13 protein-coding genes and 1 tRNA gene are annotated in these 15,537 nt (G+C 42.0%); 5 read left to right on the top strand and 9 right to left on the bottom strand.

Going from position 1 to position 15,537, the window contains the following annotated elements:
* The first annotated feature begins 216 nt into the window (after nucleotides 1-216).
* The gene (gene argC / locus PseudUWO311_RS21505; RefSeq protein WP_142657281.1) at nucleotides 217-1,275 is read left to right on the top strand and encodes an N-acetyl-gamma-glutamyl-phosphate reductase; all 1,059 of its coding nucleotides are present in this window, start codon (nucleotides 217-219) and stop codon (nucleotides 1,273-1,275) included.
* Nucleotides 1,276-1,322: 47 nt separating this feature from the next.
* Nucleotides 1,323-2,336 carry a thiamine-phosphate kinase gene (gene thiL / locus PseudUWO311_RS21500; protein WP_142657280.1) on the top strand — a complete coding sequence of 338 codons (1,014 nt, stop codon included), beginning with the start codon at nucleotides 1,323-1,325 and terminating at the stop codon, nucleotides 2,334-2,336.
* Between the two features lie 124 nt (nucleotides 2,337-2,460).
* Here thiL and rlmN read toward each other — a convergent pair whose 3' ends face one another.
* Nucleotides 2,461-3,531, bottom strand: a complete 1,071-nt coding sequence (rlmN, locus tag PseudUWO311_RS21495; protein WP_142657279.1) for a 23S rRNA (adenine(2503)-C(2))-methyltransferase RlmN — start codon at nucleotides 3,529-3,531, stop codon at nucleotides 2,461-2,463.
* Nucleotides 3,532-3,889: 358 nt separating this feature from the next.
* Here rlmN and PseudUWO311_RS21490 point away from each other — a divergent pair, with 358 nt between their 5' ends.
* Together PseudUWO311_RS21490 and PseudUWO311_RS21485 are read left to right on the top strand one after the other, a co-directional pair.
* Complete coding sequence (locus PseudUWO311_RS21490; protein ID WP_142657278.1) at nucleotides 3,890-4,840, top strand: metallophosphoesterase; 951 nt, start codon at nucleotides 3,890-3,892, stop codon at nucleotides 4,838-4,840.
* Nucleotides 4,841-4,895: 55 nt separating this feature from the next.
* Complete coding sequence (locus PseudUWO311_RS21485; RefSeq protein WP_142657277.1) at nucleotides 4,896-5,648, top strand: GvpL/GvpF family gas vesicle protein; 753 nt, start codon at nucleotides 4,896-4,898, stop codon at nucleotides 5,646-5,648.
* On the opposite strand, the gene PseudUWO311_RS24210 is transcribed toward PseudUWO311_RS21485, so the two are convergent.
* The 4 genes from PseudUWO311_RS24210 to PseudUWO311_RS21465 all read right to left on the bottom strand — a co-directional run bounded on the left by PseudUWO311_RS24210 (nucleotide 5,629) and on the right by PseudUWO311_RS21465 (nucleotide 9,177).
* Nucleotides 5,629-5,868 carry a hypothetical protein gene (locus PseudUWO311_RS24210; RefSeq protein ID WP_190303604.1) on the bottom strand — a complete coding sequence of 80 codons (240 nt, stop codon included), beginning with the start codon at nucleotides 5,866-5,868 and terminating at the stop codon, nucleotides 5,629-5,631. The genes PseudUWO311_RS21485 and PseudUWO311_RS24210 overlap by 20 nt on opposite strands.
* Nucleotides 5,869-5,876: 8 nt before the next feature.
* Nucleotides 5,877-7,670 carry an aspartate--tRNA ligase gene (gene aspS / locus PseudUWO311_RS21475; RefSeq protein ID WP_142657294.1) on the bottom strand — a complete coding sequence of 598 codons (1,794 nt, stop codon included), beginning with the start codon at nucleotides 7,668-7,670 and terminating at the stop codon, nucleotides 5,877-5,879.
* Between the two features lie 197 nt (nucleotides 7,671-7,867).
* Nucleotides 7,868-8,266: a low molecular weight phosphatase family protein gene (locus PseudUWO311_RS21470; RefSeq protein ID WP_142657276.1), complete on the bottom strand. Its 399-nt coding sequence runs from the start codon at nucleotides 8,264-8,266 to the stop codon at nucleotides 7,868-7,870.
* Between the two features lie 83 nt (nucleotides 8,267-8,349).
* Entirely contained in the window at nucleotides 8,350-9,177 is an 828-nt protein-coding gene (locus tag PseudUWO311_RS21465; RefSeq protein ID WP_142657275.1) for a pentapeptide repeat-containing protein, read from the bottom strand.
* A 172-nt stretch (nucleotides 9,178-9,349) separates the two neighbouring features.
* Between PseudUWO311_RS21465 and PseudUWO311_RS21460 the strand changes: the two genes are divergently transcribed.
* Nucleotides 9,350-10,306 carry an ABC transporter ATP-binding protein gene (locus tag PseudUWO311_RS21460; protein WP_142657274.1) on the top strand — a complete coding sequence of 319 codons (957 nt, stop codon included), beginning with the start codon at nucleotides 9,350-9,352 and terminating at the stop codon, nucleotides 10,304-10,306.
* A 51-nt stretch (nucleotides 10,307-10,357) separates the two neighbouring features.
* Here PseudUWO311_RS21460 and PseudUWO311_RS21455 read toward each other — a convergent pair whose 3' ends face one another.
* From PseudUWO311_RS21455 to PseudUWO311_RS21440, 4 genes are all read right to left on the bottom strand, one after another.
* The gene (locus PseudUWO311_RS21455; RefSeq protein WP_142657273.1) at nucleotides 10,358-12,964 is read right to left on the bottom strand and encodes an EAL domain-containing protein; all 2,607 of its coding nucleotides are present in this window, start codon (nucleotides 12,962-12,964) and stop codon (nucleotides 10,358-10,360) included.
* 403 nt (nucleotides 12,965-13,367) lie between these two features.
* The gene (locus PseudUWO311_RS21450; RefSeq protein ID WP_142657272.1) at nucleotides 13,368-13,595 is read right to left on the bottom strand and encodes a hypothetical protein; all 228 of its coding nucleotides are present in this window, start codon (nucleotides 13,593-13,595) and stop codon (nucleotides 13,368-13,370) included.
* Nucleotides 13,596-13,935: 340 nt separating this feature from the next.
* Nucleotides 13,936-14,008: transfer RNA gene (locus PseudUWO311_RS21445), tRNA-Val, on the bottom strand.
* A gap of 124 nt (nucleotides 14,009-14,132) precedes the next feature.
* Entirely contained in the window at nucleotides 14,133-15,491 is a 1,359-nt protein-coding gene (locus tag PseudUWO311_RS21440) for an 8-oxoguanine deaminase (RefSeq protein WP_142657271.1), read from the bottom strand.
* Nucleotides 15,492-15,537 lie beyond the last annotated feature (46 nt).

The following is a 15,537-nucleotide window of genomic DNA, read 5'->3' as shown; positions in this document are numbered from 1 at the left end:
ATAGTAAAAAATGTGTATCAAATGTTTCTAATGTTTCTAAATAAAATAAACTTTGCGTTTATTGTGGTTAGTCAGTATTAACCAACTAAAGTATCGTCATAATATTCTGGTTTTCAGCATTAATTTGGTCATTAGTTTGGGATAGGGCTTGGCTTATGCTAAGTTGTTACCCCAAACGCTAAAAGCATTTGCAATATTTTTTGATGGAGTAAGGGTATGAGCGCACAGGATCGAGTCCCCGTAGGTATTATTGGCGCTTCGGGTTATGGTGGCATTCAATTGGTCAGACTGCTCCTAGAGCATCCATTGGTGAACATTACGTACATGGGTGGGAGTGGCTCTGTAGGACAAAATTTTGCCGATCTATATCCGCATATTGCCCATGCAGTTAACCTACCCATCGAAAACCTTGAACCTGAAGCGATCGCTGATCGTTGCAAGATTGTCTTCTTGTCATTACCAAATGGTTTAGCCAGCAAAATTGCGCCACGGCTTCTAGCTAAGGGTTGCAAAGTCCTTGATTTATCCGCAGATTATCGCTTCACCGATCTGCAAGTTTATGAATCTTGGTACAAAGAGGCGCGGACTGACGCAGAAGTTAATTCCAAGGCAGTGTATGGATTACCAGAAATTTATCGTGATCGCATTGCTACGGCTGACTTGGTTGGCTGTGCTGGTTGCTATCCTACTGCTAGTTTATTAGCTTTACAGCCTTTGCTAAAGCAAGGTTTGGTCGATCCTAGTACGATCATTATTGATGCTAAGTCTGGTACATCGGGTGGTGGTCGTCAGCCTAAAACCAATTTATTGTTAGCTGAGGCAGATGGCTCTCTTGCTGCCTATGGCATTGCTAGTCATAGGCATACTCCTGAGATTGAGCAAATCTGTAGCGATATGGCTGGTCAAGATGTGCTGGTGCAATTCACCCCGCATTTAATTCCGATGATTCGCGGCATTCTTTCGACGGTCTATGCCAAACTGCGCGACCCTGGACTTGTGAAAGACGATATTCTGACTATCTATAAGTCTTTTTACCGCAATTCCGAATGGGTTCAAGTTTTACCCAAAAATATCTTCCCGCAAACCAAATGGGCTTTAGGCACTAATCTTTGCTATCTCGGTGTCGAAGTCGATGAACGCACAGGGCGAGTAATTGTGGTGTCTGCGATCGATAATTTGATGAAAGGTCAAGCTGCTCAAGCTGTGCAATGTATGAATATCATGATGGGCTGGGAAGAGTCGATGGCTTTACCAAAGCTAACATTCTATCCATAAGCTAAGCTGAACAAGGGGCTTAAGCCCCTTGTATTTTTTGTTAATGTATGACATCAACAGTTAAAAGTTTGGGTGAGCAAGGATTGCTGAAGATATTTCGGCAATATTGTAGTGCGGTGGTGGGGGATGACGCAGCGCCCATGGGGGCAACTTTGCCCGATCGCCAAATGGTGGTGACGACAGATATGTTGATCGATGGCGTACATTTTAGCGATCGCACCACTAGCCCTGAAGATGTTGGTTGGCGTGCTGCTGCTGTGAACTTATCCGATCTTGCTGCGATGGGTGCTAAGCCTTGGGGTTTGGTCATGTCTGTGGGATTACCACCTGATACTGAGATTGCTTGGATTGAAGGCGTATATCGTGGCTTTAGTGAATGTTTACAAACCTATGGCACTGAATTGGTTGGCGGCGATACAGTGCGATCGCCTGTGCGAACTTTATCGGTAACTGCCTTTGGTCAAGTACCAAAAACTCAAGTCATTCAGAGACATAAGGCGCGAGTTGGTGATGTGATTGTGATGACGGGTTTACATGGACTCTCAAAGGCTGGTTTAGAACTTCTACTTAAAGAAGAGTTAAAAGAGGAGTTATTAGCGCCGATGCGGATTGGTAATCGGATTCTAGCGGGAGAGGATTTAGTTCAAGCAATTTGTCATTACCATCAGCGACCAATTCCTCGTTTTGATGCGATCGCGATTTTGCATAAGATTCTCAACCAACAAAATCATCCAACTGATTTTCCTGTTTCAGGAATGGATAGTAGTGATGGATTAGCCGATGCGATCGCCCAAATATGTCGTGCTAGTAAAGTTGGCGCAAAGATCCATTGGCGATCGTTACCAATTCACCGAGCAGTAAGGGCTTTGGCAGGCGATCATGCCTTAGATTGGGTATTGTATGGCGGTGAAGATTTTGAACTTGTTTTATGTATGCCTTTGTCTTTAGCCGAGAAGTTTGTAAATCAATTATCTGGCGCAGTGATTATCGGTGAGATTATCGATGGAGATCGAATTGACGGGCTAGAAATGCGATCGGCTTTTCAACATTTCCAACCATAAGGGAACACCAAAGAAAAAATGATTTGTATAAAACCCAAAAAATAGGGGCGTGCTAAGCACGCCCCTATTTTTTGGGATCGATTATTTTTGAGAATGGTGCTTTGCACCATTCTCAAAAATAATCTTATTTGGCTAACGCCTTTTCATGTTGTCCTCTTAATTGACCGCAAGCAGCATCTGCTTCAAGTCCTCTTGTGCGTCGTACACTCACCGCAACTTTATAATGTTCCAAAACTTGCACAAAAGCTTGAATTGCTCTTTCGGTTGGACGCTTGTAGTCAGCATCACTGACAGTATTGTAGGGAATCAAATTAACGTGACTTTGGAAGCCGCGAATTAGATATGCGAGTTCCTCAGCTTGTTCAGGAGAGTCATTGACACCAGCAAGCAATGTATATTCAAAACTAATTCTTCTACCAGTAATTTCCACATATTCACGACAGTCATCCATCAAAGCAATCAATGGATAGCGATCGGCGGAAGGAATTACTTGGGCGCGAACTTCTTGAGTCGGAGCATGGAGGCTGACAGCGAGAGTGACTTGCAAATGCTCTTCTGCAAAGCGAGGGATTTGATTGGGAATGCCGACGGTGGAGACGGTGATATTACGTTGACCAATACCGATGTCTTTGTTGATGACTGCGATCGCACCAACTAGGTTTTCATAATTGAGCAATGGCTCGCCCATGCCCATAAAGACAATATGGCTGACGCGCTGCTGCATTACTTCCTGCACAGTCAGCACTTGATCGATAATTTCATGCTTTGCCAAGTTGCGCCGAAAGCCGCCTTTACCTGTGGCACAAAAATCGCAAGCCATCGGACAGCCCACTTGCGTGGAAACACACACTGTCAGGCGCTTACTCGTAGGAATGCCAACGGTTTCGACAATTTCTCCATCGGCTAACTTCAGCAGGAATTTCTCAGTACCATCGCGAGTTGTTTTGTGGAGATGAATCTGCGATCGCCCGATTTCCACAGTCGGATTCTGTGCAAATTCTTCGCGCCATGCCTTCGGGAACACCGTAATATCTTCTAAACTTCGCGCTCCCTTGTTATATAGCCAGTCATGGAGCTGTTTCCCTCGATAGCTTGGTTGTCCTTGCGCTACCACCCATTCGGTGAGTTCAGATTGCGATCGCCCCAATAGTGGTAGGACTTTAGTAGATGCTGAGGTTAACGTATTGGCTATCATGACAAATTGGCAAATGGGGCTAATATTGATTTTATCAAATTTCTTACAAACATGCCTGAGAAGGATATAAGGATGGAAAAATCCGATCTATAGCCTTTAATGGAAATCCAATTCTTACAGCGCTTTTGGGTGTGTCAGAAATCAAAAATCCTTCTTTACACAAAGTATTGAGAAGCAGCTCCATTAAATCAATGATTTTGTCTCTATACCTCAATGACATTGCCGATCTTTTTGACGGCTCTAGTCCTCTCTTCGCAAAGGTTACTGCAAATTAATTTGAATTTTATTGCCGATCTTATTGCCGATCTTTCTTAAGTTTATTGATATAGTAAATTCGCATTATATTTGCTGGTAATTTATGAAACGCCGTCAACTTTTACTGACATTATTGGGAGTACCTGTAGTTGGCTCATTGATTTATGGGGCGATCGCCAAATCGAAAAACCAATATGAGCCAGTTTTAGCCAAGTCTCCAGCCAGTAATCCTCCCGAAAATAATCCTACTTTTACTGCTCCCACTGAAGAACCATTAGTGAGATTTGCGGCGATCGCAGATAACGGATTTGGAAGTCCAGACCAGATGGCTGTCGCTAAGTCCATGTGGGAAACCTATCAGCAAAAGCCCTATCCCTTCGTACTGATGGCTGGCGATAATATTTATTCCTACGGTGAAATTAGTTTAGCAAAAGCATATTTTGAAGAACCCTATGCCCCATTGCTCAAAGAGAATGTGAAATTTTATGCAGTATTGGGTAATCATGACATTATCAAAACCAATAACGGACTCGATCAGATTAATTATCCACTTTTTAATATGAGCGATCGCTATTATTCGTTTACAAAAGGTAATACTGCTGAGGCAACTGTTGAATTTTTTGCGATCGATACTAATGAAAATGCTCCTTGGCTAGAGCAGCTTGCATGGCTCGATCGTCAGTTAGCTAATAGTACAGCTCCTTGGAAAATCGTATTTGGACATCATCCTTTATATTCATCAGGACGACATGGCAGTAATCCTAAATTAGCTGCCAAACTTGCGCCGATATTTGCGAAGTACAAAGTTTCACTTTATCTTTGTGGACATGATCATGGCTATGAAAGATTTGTCCCGATTAATGGCACAACTTATATTGTCAATGGCGGCGGAGGTGCTCCACTATATAGCTTTGGCAAATCACCTCAAACTGCTTTTGTAAGTTCGCAGTTTAGCTTTATGACTTTTGATGTCTATCAAGATAAAATCATCACTAAAGCGATCGCCACTGATGGCAAAGTTTTTGATCGCGCCATAATCACTAAAACCATTTAATGTAAGGTGACTCTTCACGTCACTTCACATTAAATTAGCTAAACCATTAATTACTATGAGCTTATACCTGTACGCAATTTTGCAAGCCGATCATCTCGATCTAGTTAAAGATCTCGATCTTAAAGGCATGAATGCTCAGCCCGTGCAGTTTTATCCGCTCCCTCCTTTTGCGATCGTCTATAGTGAATCTCAGCAGGAGAGATATCTCGCCAGCCGCGCCAACCTGATTACCCACGAAACAGTTTTAGAAACATTGATGAAAGCGATCGATCCGCATAAAGCAGTGCCTTTGCCTTTGCAGTTCGGGCTAGTGGTTGAAGAATGGGAAGAGGTAGAAAAAGATTTGCTAATTCCTTTCGAGGCAAAACTTACAGAACTGATCGATAACTTAATCGGAAAACGAGAAGTTAGTGTCAAACTGTTTTGGAATCAAACGGAAGAGTTAAATTTGGCTGTAGCTGAAAATAAAGGCTTGCAACAAAGGCGCGAAGCTTTAGTTGGGAAGGTGCTGAGTATGGATGAAGCGATCGCGATCGGGCAAGAACTAGAAGCTGCGATCGAGCAACGTCAACAAATCATCATTGATGCTTTTGTGGATACCCTCAAGCCGCTATCCCATGATTATGCTGAGGGTGAATTACTCACTGAAAGCATGATTTATAATGGTTCGTTCCTAATCGATTGGGATAAAGAGCCTGAATTTGCCGCAGCTGTTGAAGCTTTAGATCTCCAATTTGAGAATCGCCTCAGAATCCGCTACAACGATTTCACTGCTCCCTATAACTTTGTTAATGTTGATCGAGATTAGAGAAAGGATATATATCCCTTCGTAAGGGACTTGCAAGGTGCAGTACAAAGTTGTTAAAACCAATAATATTCTCAGAAGCCTTCTCATTAAAATCTATCTTTCTCGCTTGCCAATCTAAACTCTTAATCTGATCAGCAAGAATCAATTCGTAATGATAGATTTGGGCGATCGCTAATATCTCAAGATAGCGATCGCAATAAAAAAGGTGAGCATTGCTCACCTTTTCTTTTAGTTTTTAGCTGGAGGTAGTGACAGCTTAACATGTAGCTCTTTTAACTGCGAGTCATCCACACTGGATGGCGCATCGGTCAACAGATCGCGTGCTTGCTGAGTTTTCGGGAAGGCGATCACATCGCGGATCGAGTCGGCTCCAGCAATCAACATCACTAACCGATCAAGACCAAAAGCTAAGCCACCGTGAGGAGGAGTTCCATATTCAAAGGCTTCCATTAGGAATCCAAACTTTTCTTTTGCCTGTTCATCGGTTAACCCGATCGCAGCAAACACCTTCTCTTGAACTTCGCGCTTATGAATACGGATACTACCACCGCCGATCTCTGTACCATTGAGTACGAGGTCATAAGCTAGTGCGATCGTATTGACATCAATGGGTTGACCATCGGCGATATCTTCAGGGCGAGGCGAGGTGAACGGATGGTGCAAGGCTTCTAATCTTTTCTCGTCGGCATTCCACTCAAACATTGGAAAGTCAGTAATCCAGACAAAGTTCAACTTATCGTGATCAATCAGTCCCAACTCATGACCAAGAGCTAGGCGTAAACGGTAGAGAGATTCGTTCACGATCGCCTTTTCGCCAGCACCAAATAGCAGGATTGTGCCTGCGGTTGCGCCTGTGCGTTCTAGCAATTCCTTCTTAACTTCTTCGGTAAGGCTATCTTTGAGAGCGCCAATCGTATCAATGACACCATCTTCGCGGACGCGGATAAAGGCTAGCCCTTTTGCACCATATTGAGCAACAAGATTGGCAAGGTCACCACCTGGTTTAATACGTGTATTAGAAATCGCCGCATCTCCACCAATTACAGGCAGGACTTTAATCATGCCGCCATTGGCGACAGTGTTGGCAAACACTTTGAATCCTGAATTAGCAAACAAATCAGTGACATTGACTAATTCCATACCGAAGCGAGTATCAGGGCGATCGCAGCCATAGCGATCCATTGACTCGGCGTAGGTGAGACGAGGGAAATCGCCAAGTTCCACACCTTTAACGGTTTTGAAAATATAGCGAATCAGGTTCTCATTTAGCTCGATGATTTCTTCTTGAGACATGAAACTCATTTCCATGTCCAGTTGTGTAAATTCGGGCTGACGGTCGGCGCGAAGGTCTTCATCACGGAAACATCGCGCAATTTGATAATAGCGATCGCAACCACCCACCATTAGCAATTGCTTAAATAACTGTGGTGACTGCGGCAGCGCGTACCATTGTCCTGCATTCACACGGCTTGGCACTAGGTAATCTCTTGCACCTTCAGGTGTAGAACGACAAAGAATCGGTGTTTCCACTTCCATAAAGCCATATTCATCTTCAAGGAATCGCCGAATCGATTTAACAACCTCAAATCTGAGCTTGAGATTGCTGGATAGACGCTCACCACGCATATCGAGGTAGCGATATTTAAGACGCAATTCTTCTTTAATCGTGTCTGCTTCAGAAATCAGGAATGGTAGGGGTTTACTGACAGCATTGAGTAATTCAATCGACTCAGCATAAATCTCGACTTCACCTGTGGCAAGTTTGGGATTGAGTGACTCATCTGGGCGTTTAGAAACTTTACCGATAATTCGGACTACATACTCATTTCGCATTTCCCCTGCGAGTTCATAGGAGACAGGAGTGCGCTGGGGATCGCTGACGATTTGCAAGATTCCTGTGCGATCGCGCAAATCTAAAAAGATCACGCCACCATGATCCCGTCTGCGATCGATCCAACCGCACAAGCTTACTGTTTGTCCGATCTGTTCGGCATTGAGGTGACCGCAATAGTGACTACGCATCATGTTTTTCGAGAAGACTTGATTATAAAATCGTGATTTTGAACATTTTCTATGATAACCGCTAATGCGTTAGTGACTGGCATTATTCGTGATTTGCCTATGCGATCATAAAATTTTTATAAAAATCTTGACTAATTAACGAACCTGTAAACCCAAAGTAGAGTCACAGCGACTCGTGCTTTAACTCTACTTTGGGTTTAGGCATAGCTTAAAAGAACTTCAACTTTATCTCTAATGTCGTCTCTGATATATCGATATGCTTCCGATGATTCTTCTTTTGGTTGAGGCACAATCCATTCATCAAAGCTTCTACACATCATCCATTGTTCTGGCAGCCTCATGCTCATCGTGCATAATGAGATCACAGTATCAAAGTTGTATGGATCGTAATCGCTGAGAAGTTGAGGATTATTATCACTAATGTCGATACCAACTTCATTCATCACCCGCGCGATGTATGGACTACATTGACCGAATGCTAATCCTGCACTCTCAACAAAAATTTGCTCCCCGACAATATCGCACATCCAAGCTTTAGCTATCTGAGCATAGGTATTGTCTTGACAGACAAACATCACATTTTTCATCGAACACATTTTTTCTTGATTTTGAAATTTTAGCACTTACGCAAATAAATAAACCCAGCACTTGAGTGTTGGTTTACTGCTTCACAAGACCTTTAGTTTTTTATAAATTTGCTCAAAAACTTTTTCAATTCATCCGCTTGAAAATTATTGTCATGCGGATATCTTTCTCGCTGTGGGTTCCAATATAAATAGTCACATTGAGAGTTTGCAAATAAAGTATGTGAATCCAGCATCCACCCATCAATGCAGATTCCCGTTAATAAAGCAAAGGAAAAATCCGTGTTCTCAATCAGAGTATGAGTAAAATTAGCATTGGTTAAGTTTGCTTTTTTAAACGAAGTTCCAATTCTACTTTTAATAGATTCAATTAACCATGTGAAGACTTTAAAGGTCACGATCGCAGAAATAACCATCGGAATCAACAAAAGAAATGATTCCCCACCCCCAGTAAAACTGATGACAGCAAGCCCTAATGTGAGAAAAAGCATTAGAGCGAAGAGAATACTGAGGCTGGAGTTACCGAAAAAGCTAGAAGTTTTGGGAAACAACTTAAAAATATTGCCCTGAAAGAAATACAACATAAAAAGAAGAATACTGGAGAAAATACCGCTAATCTTTCTATAAGTTTCTCCAAACAAAAGAAACAACTGATTGTCAATCATTATTACTACATAGCTGAGTATGGCGATGATGCCGATCATCGCGATCGCGCCCATAATTATAGAGAGAATGGCAGTATTAATTTGTTGTTGAGTTTGTCCCGTAACAACCCGCTCAAAATTCGCTCCAACCAAAATTGCTCTCGTAAAATCACATCCCCGTAAGTCAGTACCACTAAAATCTATCCCTGACAGATCTTGTCCAACAAAAGATTGATCCTGCAAATTTTGGTCTTTGTAGTCGTAGTTCTGACTGCTCATATTGATAATCCTGAGGATAAGTGGAGCAATGTATCACTCTAATATCAATCCTCAAAATAGCAACGCTATTTTGAGGATTGATATAATATTCCCTAATATTTAAAGTTGTGCAGTATATATTCACAATTTGCAATGTGAAGGTTAACATGGCTATAACTTTTGTGGCAATCTCATGACAGCAGTACCGACCGTTCGCACCCACCGATTGACAAAACAGTTTGACAATCACGTCGCGGTGAATCATCTCGATTTGCAGATCGATCGCGGTGAAGTTTATGGACTGATCGGACCAAATGGTGCAGGTAAAACAACATTGATTCGGATGCTCGCTGCTGCTGAGGAGCCCACCGCTGGCGAAATTTATATCAATGGGGCGCGGTTTTTGCGTGGTCAAAATAACCCTGAACTGAAGCGGCAATTAGGCTATTTACCTGATGATTTTCCTCTTTATGATGACCTAACAGTTTGGGATTATCTCGATTATTTTGCGCGTTTATATTTTCTAAAAGATCCACAGCGATCGCAAAGATTGTATGAAGTAATTGAACTGGTGGAGCTAGAACAAAAAAAGAATGAACTAATTGCGACGCTCTCGCGAGGTATGAAGCAACGCCTTAGCCTTGCACGAAGTATTATTCACAATCCAACTTTGTTGTTATTGGATGAGCCTGTATCGGGACTCGATCCTCTTGCTAGGGTTCAGGTTCGCAATATTATCAAGTCTCTGCAACAGCAAGGGATGACGATTCTGATTTCATCGCATATTTTGAGCGATCTAGCTGAAATTTGTACTTCGATTGGGATTATGGAGCTAGGGCATTTAGTAGAAAGCTCAAAACTGCAAGCACTCTACGATCGCAGTAATCAAGACCAGCAACAATTACTAATCTCGACCTTAGGCAATCTTGAGGATTTACAAACCGCTTTAAGAAAATCGGAGCAGGTACAGGAGGTAGAATCTCTATCAGGTGTTCCGAGTGTGCGAGTTCAGTTTGTTGGCAGTATTGAAGACTGTGCTGCGCTGTTAAAGTCTTTGATAGAAGCGGGTATTCCTATTTCCAATTTCCATCGTACTCAAGAAACTCTAGAAAATATTTTCTTGAAATTAGGCTATAAGCAAACCAGCTAAAGAAGCATTTTGTTAAGGTGTGGTGGAGCCACACCTTAACAAAAGAGACTCCTAGTCTGATTGAGAGAGCGCGATCGCTTTCGAGCTTTTAGCGATTACTTGCTCTGCGGCAGGTGCAGGCAGAGGACGAGAGAATAAATATCCTTGCCCAAACTCGCAACCTAATTTTTTTAAAATTTCCATCTGCTGTTCGGTCTCTACTCCTTCAGCAACAACACTCATATTCAAGGTGTGCGCCAACATCGTAATCGTGCGAACAATTTCGATGTTCTCACCGCCGTCAGTCATTTGATTCACAAAGGCTCGATCAATTTTGAGAATATTAATTGGAAAACGATGTAAATAGCTTAGGGAAGAATATCCTTGACCAAAATCATCAATACTTAGTTGAATGTTTCGCGCCCTCAATTGAGCCAATTTATTAATCGTCTGCTCACCTTGATCCATTAACGTACTTTCCGTGATTTCTAAACGGATAGAACCACCATCAATACCAGTTTCCGAAAGAATAATATCGAGTTTATCTAACAAATTGGGCTCGCGAATCTGATGGCTAGCTAAATTAATGCTCATCTTCAAATTTGATGCTTCAGGAAATTTTTGTAGCCAAGTTTTTAGTTGTTGACATGCTTCTTTTAACACCCAATCGCCGACTGCAATAATTAATCCAGTATCTTCTGCGAGAGGGATAAACTCTATAGGCGAAATTAAACCGCGTTTGGGGTTCTTCCAGCGGATGAGCGCTTCAAATCCTGATAACTCGTCAGTGATTAGAGAAACTATTGGCTGATAGTAAAGCTCAAACTCTTGATGCTCAAGGGCGTAATGCAGTTCACTCTCTAACTGAGTTAATCTAAGAGTCTGTTCATACATCTCTTGATCAAAAAGCGTATAACGTCCTTTGCCTAGAGATTTGGCCCGATACATGGCAATATCAGCATCCCTCAGCAAATCAGCACAATTATCATAATCGGGCGTGCTAATCACAATGCCAATACTAGCACTGGGAAAAATTGCCTCACCTTTGATAATTACGGGAGAGAGAAACTTATTGAGAATGCGTTCAGCTACTACTAATGCTTCTCCCACATCTTGAATATCATCAACGAGAATTGTAAATTCATCACCGCCAAGCCTAGCAACTGTATCGATTGAACGTAAGCAACTTTGCAAAAGTTCAGCGATCGCCTGTAAAAACAGGTCACCGACACTATGACCAAGACTATCGTTAATCATTTTGAATCGATCTAAGTCAATAAAAAAGATTGCAAACAGATAATTAGAATGGCGTTTACTATATTTGATCGCATGTTCTACACGATCCATAAATAGATTACGATTTGGTAAACCTGTTAAGGCATCATGGGAAGCATCATGGGCAAGTAGTTCGATTGAATCAGAAAGTGCAGAATTCAGCTCCCGCAGTCGTGAAATATACATATAGCTCTGCATCACAAGCATGGAGCCGATATAAGTAAACAAAGCAGGCGCTACTGGTATCCACCAACCTGATAGAAATAGTAAATAGCTCCCACCAATTAGAAAACCTGTACAGGAGAGCACAACACCAGTGAGAAAAATCAAACGTCTAGTCGAGAATATCCAAATAATTGCTGCTCCAGCGATCGCCCAAGCTGCAATCCATAGCTCTTCCCAAATATCTGTCCAGACTCTAAATAGAGGTCGATTATCAAGTACTGCTCCCAAAATCAATTTGACAATATTTGCTTGAAATTCTACACCCGAAATTTGAGCAGGTGAGGTTATAAAATTACTGCTATAGGGAGTATAAAAAACATCATTGAGACTAGATGCTTGAGGGCCTATCAGAACAATGCGATCGCGCATTAGTTGTGGATCAATGCGATTTTCTAAAATATCTTCAAGGGAAACATGGCGAAACTTTTGAGAGGAGCCATGGTAGTTCATCAGAATTTGATACCCACCAGCATCAACATGAATATATCCACCATCAGTTTGTTCTAAAGGTTGGAAAATCGTTTTACCAAGTTGTAAATATCTGGATTCTGAAGGCGGTGGTTCTATACCTTGATCTTTTAAATATCTAAGCGCGATCGCTAAACCGAGGCTTGGCAATCCTTCATTACCTTCAGGCATTGGATACAGTAAAGCACGGCGCAATCTTCCATCAGGATCGATAATTATGTCATTTGCCGACACTTGACCTAATGCTTTTAAAGCGGGTGGTGGGTTAATGACTGGACTAAAGCGATCGCCAATACTTTTTTCGATGCCAATCAAGTTGGGAGTGGTTTTGAATACCTGCTCTAATTCTGCGTAGCCATCACCTACAGGAATATCTCGATATAGGTCTAAGCCAATAACTTTGGGCTTTTGATCGCGGATTTTACGCAAAATTTTGGCAAGTATATTGTCAGATGCGGGCCATTTGCCTAAATAACGAATATCAGACTCTTGTACCCCGACGATAATAATTCTTTCGTCCACTGGCTCCGCTGGTCGCAGTTGGATAAATAGATCAAAGGCAGCCCATTCACTAGGCTGTAACCACCCTAACCAGCGCAATCCAAATATTAACAAGTAGATACTTCCACTAGACAGGAAAAACCCTCCCCACTGCTGGAATCTAAGTGGTAATTTTTCCCAACTTGACTTTAAAGTTTTAATGGCGATCATTTAAAGAAGTTTATTTGAACTTGCTTCGTTCAACCTAATTTATTGCTGTAATTCTTAAAGAAGTTACAAGCTAAGAGCAGGTCGGAGTCGCTAAGTTTTAATACTGATCAAATCGCTCTAATCCTAACAAATTAATGCTTTGATGTATGCAAGCTCTTTGTCGTATATGAACATGAGTTGGGGCTAATTTTCAACTGATAAAACAAAAAAAAGAAGGACATGCTGAGCATGTCCTTCTTTTTTTTGAAATTAAGCATTATGGCGGTATCTCTTTGTTTATTAATGAACTAATCTACTATTGGAATTACAGTATTGATGAGTATATTTACTGCTTTGTAGTTGACCCTACAGCTTTTTGCTTAAAGAGGTAGAAGGCTTAGTCTAAATCGGGGCAAAAAAATATTTACAAAATGGAATTTTGTAAAAGCAGTGATAGAGACGATGTAAACACGACATTTGTGTGTAGGCGAGAGCCTCCACCCTGTGTACGTTGTGGTTTAGGACGATCAGTTGGGGTAAATCCAGCTTGACCATTTGCCAAAGCGAATTCTGGTTGGCCGACAATAAGTGCTACTCCCCCGATGAAGGCAACCGAAGCTGGCAGAATATCTTTGTATGACTTCAACAACATATAAATTCTTGCTCTTGAGCTACATATCAGATAGTACCTGATTTATGGGAAAAAGATTACTTTATATAACCTTTTGATAACTTTTTTGGGCTCAAAAATTTTTTTGGCTCGTTTACGCATTCAAATAATAAGCTAATATTCATATTTAAAATCTTGGAGAAGCTCTTGACGGCGAGGGGCTTCAAACCTAACAAGGATTTTATCTACATAATAATCATCTTTTTTTTGATGTAACTGATTTGGAATCATTTATAATACTTTAAAAATATATCTGAATAATTTCTAATTGTGTAAAACAAAAAAGAACCCATCACTCAAAGCTGGGTTCTTTTTTGTTTAATGGGCGCTGAGGGACTCGAACCCCCGACATTCTCGGTGTAAACGAGACGCTCTACCAACTGAGCTAAGCGCCCTCTCTTGGTCTGTTTTTTTGACCTCATTAAATATAGCAGATAGCGATCGCATTTAGTCAACTATTTTGCGAAAAAACACTCGCAGAGCTAAGAAGTGGGGTGCATTGCACCCCACTTCTTAGCTCTAATCAACTAGCTTACGTGCAATTTTATTTGTGCGCTCGATCAGAGTTGGTAAATCAAGTGTTGTTAACTGTCCGCGATCAACGACCTTCCGACCATTGATAAAGCTGTAGTCCACTGATGGCACTGGACAAAATATTAAAGCTGCAACTAGATCATGATGTGCGCCTGCAAATTGCGATCGCTCAATATCGATCGCGATAAAATCCGCTGCCATATTTGGTGCGATCGCGCCAATATCGTCTCTACCCAAAACCTTAGCGCCACCCAATGTAGCAACATCCAAAATCTCTCTAGCACTCATGGTTGTGGGATCACACTCATTCACCCGCGCCAATAAAAAAGCAGTGCGAGCTTCTTGTAAAAGATTGCCAGTATCATTTGAAGCCGAACCATCTACACCCAAGCCCACAGGCACTCCCTGATTCAGCATTTTCCTGATTGGGGCAATGCCACTACCAAGACGAGTATTACTACAAGGACAATGTGCTACACCTGTCCCCGTGCGGGCAAATTGTGCGATCGAGTCATCACTCAGCTTTACACAATGGGCGTGCCAGACATCATCACCTAGCCAGCCAACAGACTCAGCATAGTCTCCAGGTATTTTGCCGAATTTGGCGAGGCTATAGTCTACATCTGATTTATTCTCGGCTAGATGCGTATGCAATCTCACACTGGTATACGATCGCGCCATTTTTGCTGACTCGATCATCAAGTCTGGGGATACAGAGAATGGAGAGCATGGAGCTAAAGTCATCCGTAACATGGCAAAGCGCGAAGGATCATGATATTCCTCGATCAGTCTTTGCGAGTCTTTGAGAATATCAACTTCCTTCTCAACTAAAGCATCAGGGGGAAGTCCACCTTGGCTTTCGCCGACGCTCATACTACCTCGACTAGCATGAAATCGCATTCCAATCTCTTGGATTGCGGCAATCTCATCATCCAGTTTGCAATCATTGGGATAGATATAAAGATGATCACTTGCTGTTGTACAACCAGAGAGAATTAGTTCGGCGGCTGCCATCTGAGCGCTGATATAAATACTCTCAGACGTGAGCCTTCCCCAAATAGGATAAAGAGCCTGCAACCAATTAAACAAAGTGCAATCTTGGGCGGCGGGGATAACCTTGGTGAGAACTTGATAAAAATGATGATGAGTATTAACTAATCCTGGGAGAACAATATGTTTGCCCTGTAAGTCCAGCACCTCATCGGCAGTTTGAGGTAGTTCGTTGGTGAGTCCCACCTGCTCAATCACATTATCTCTGACAAATATAGCTGCATTATGGAGTTCGCGGCGATCGCGATCCATGGTGACTAAGGTATGGATATTTTTGACTAGCAGTGTGGGCATGGATTTAGCTAAAATTCAGAATGGGAGTTTTTTGTCAGAGCAAAGT

Origin of the sequence: Pseudanabaena sp. UWO311, assembly GCF_006937785.1 — a bacterium.
Lineage (GTDB): Bacteria > Cyanobacteriota > Cyanobacteriia > Pseudanabaenales > Pseudanabaenaceae > Pseudanabaena.
This window is presented reverse-complemented; position numbering and strand designations above follow the sequence as displayed.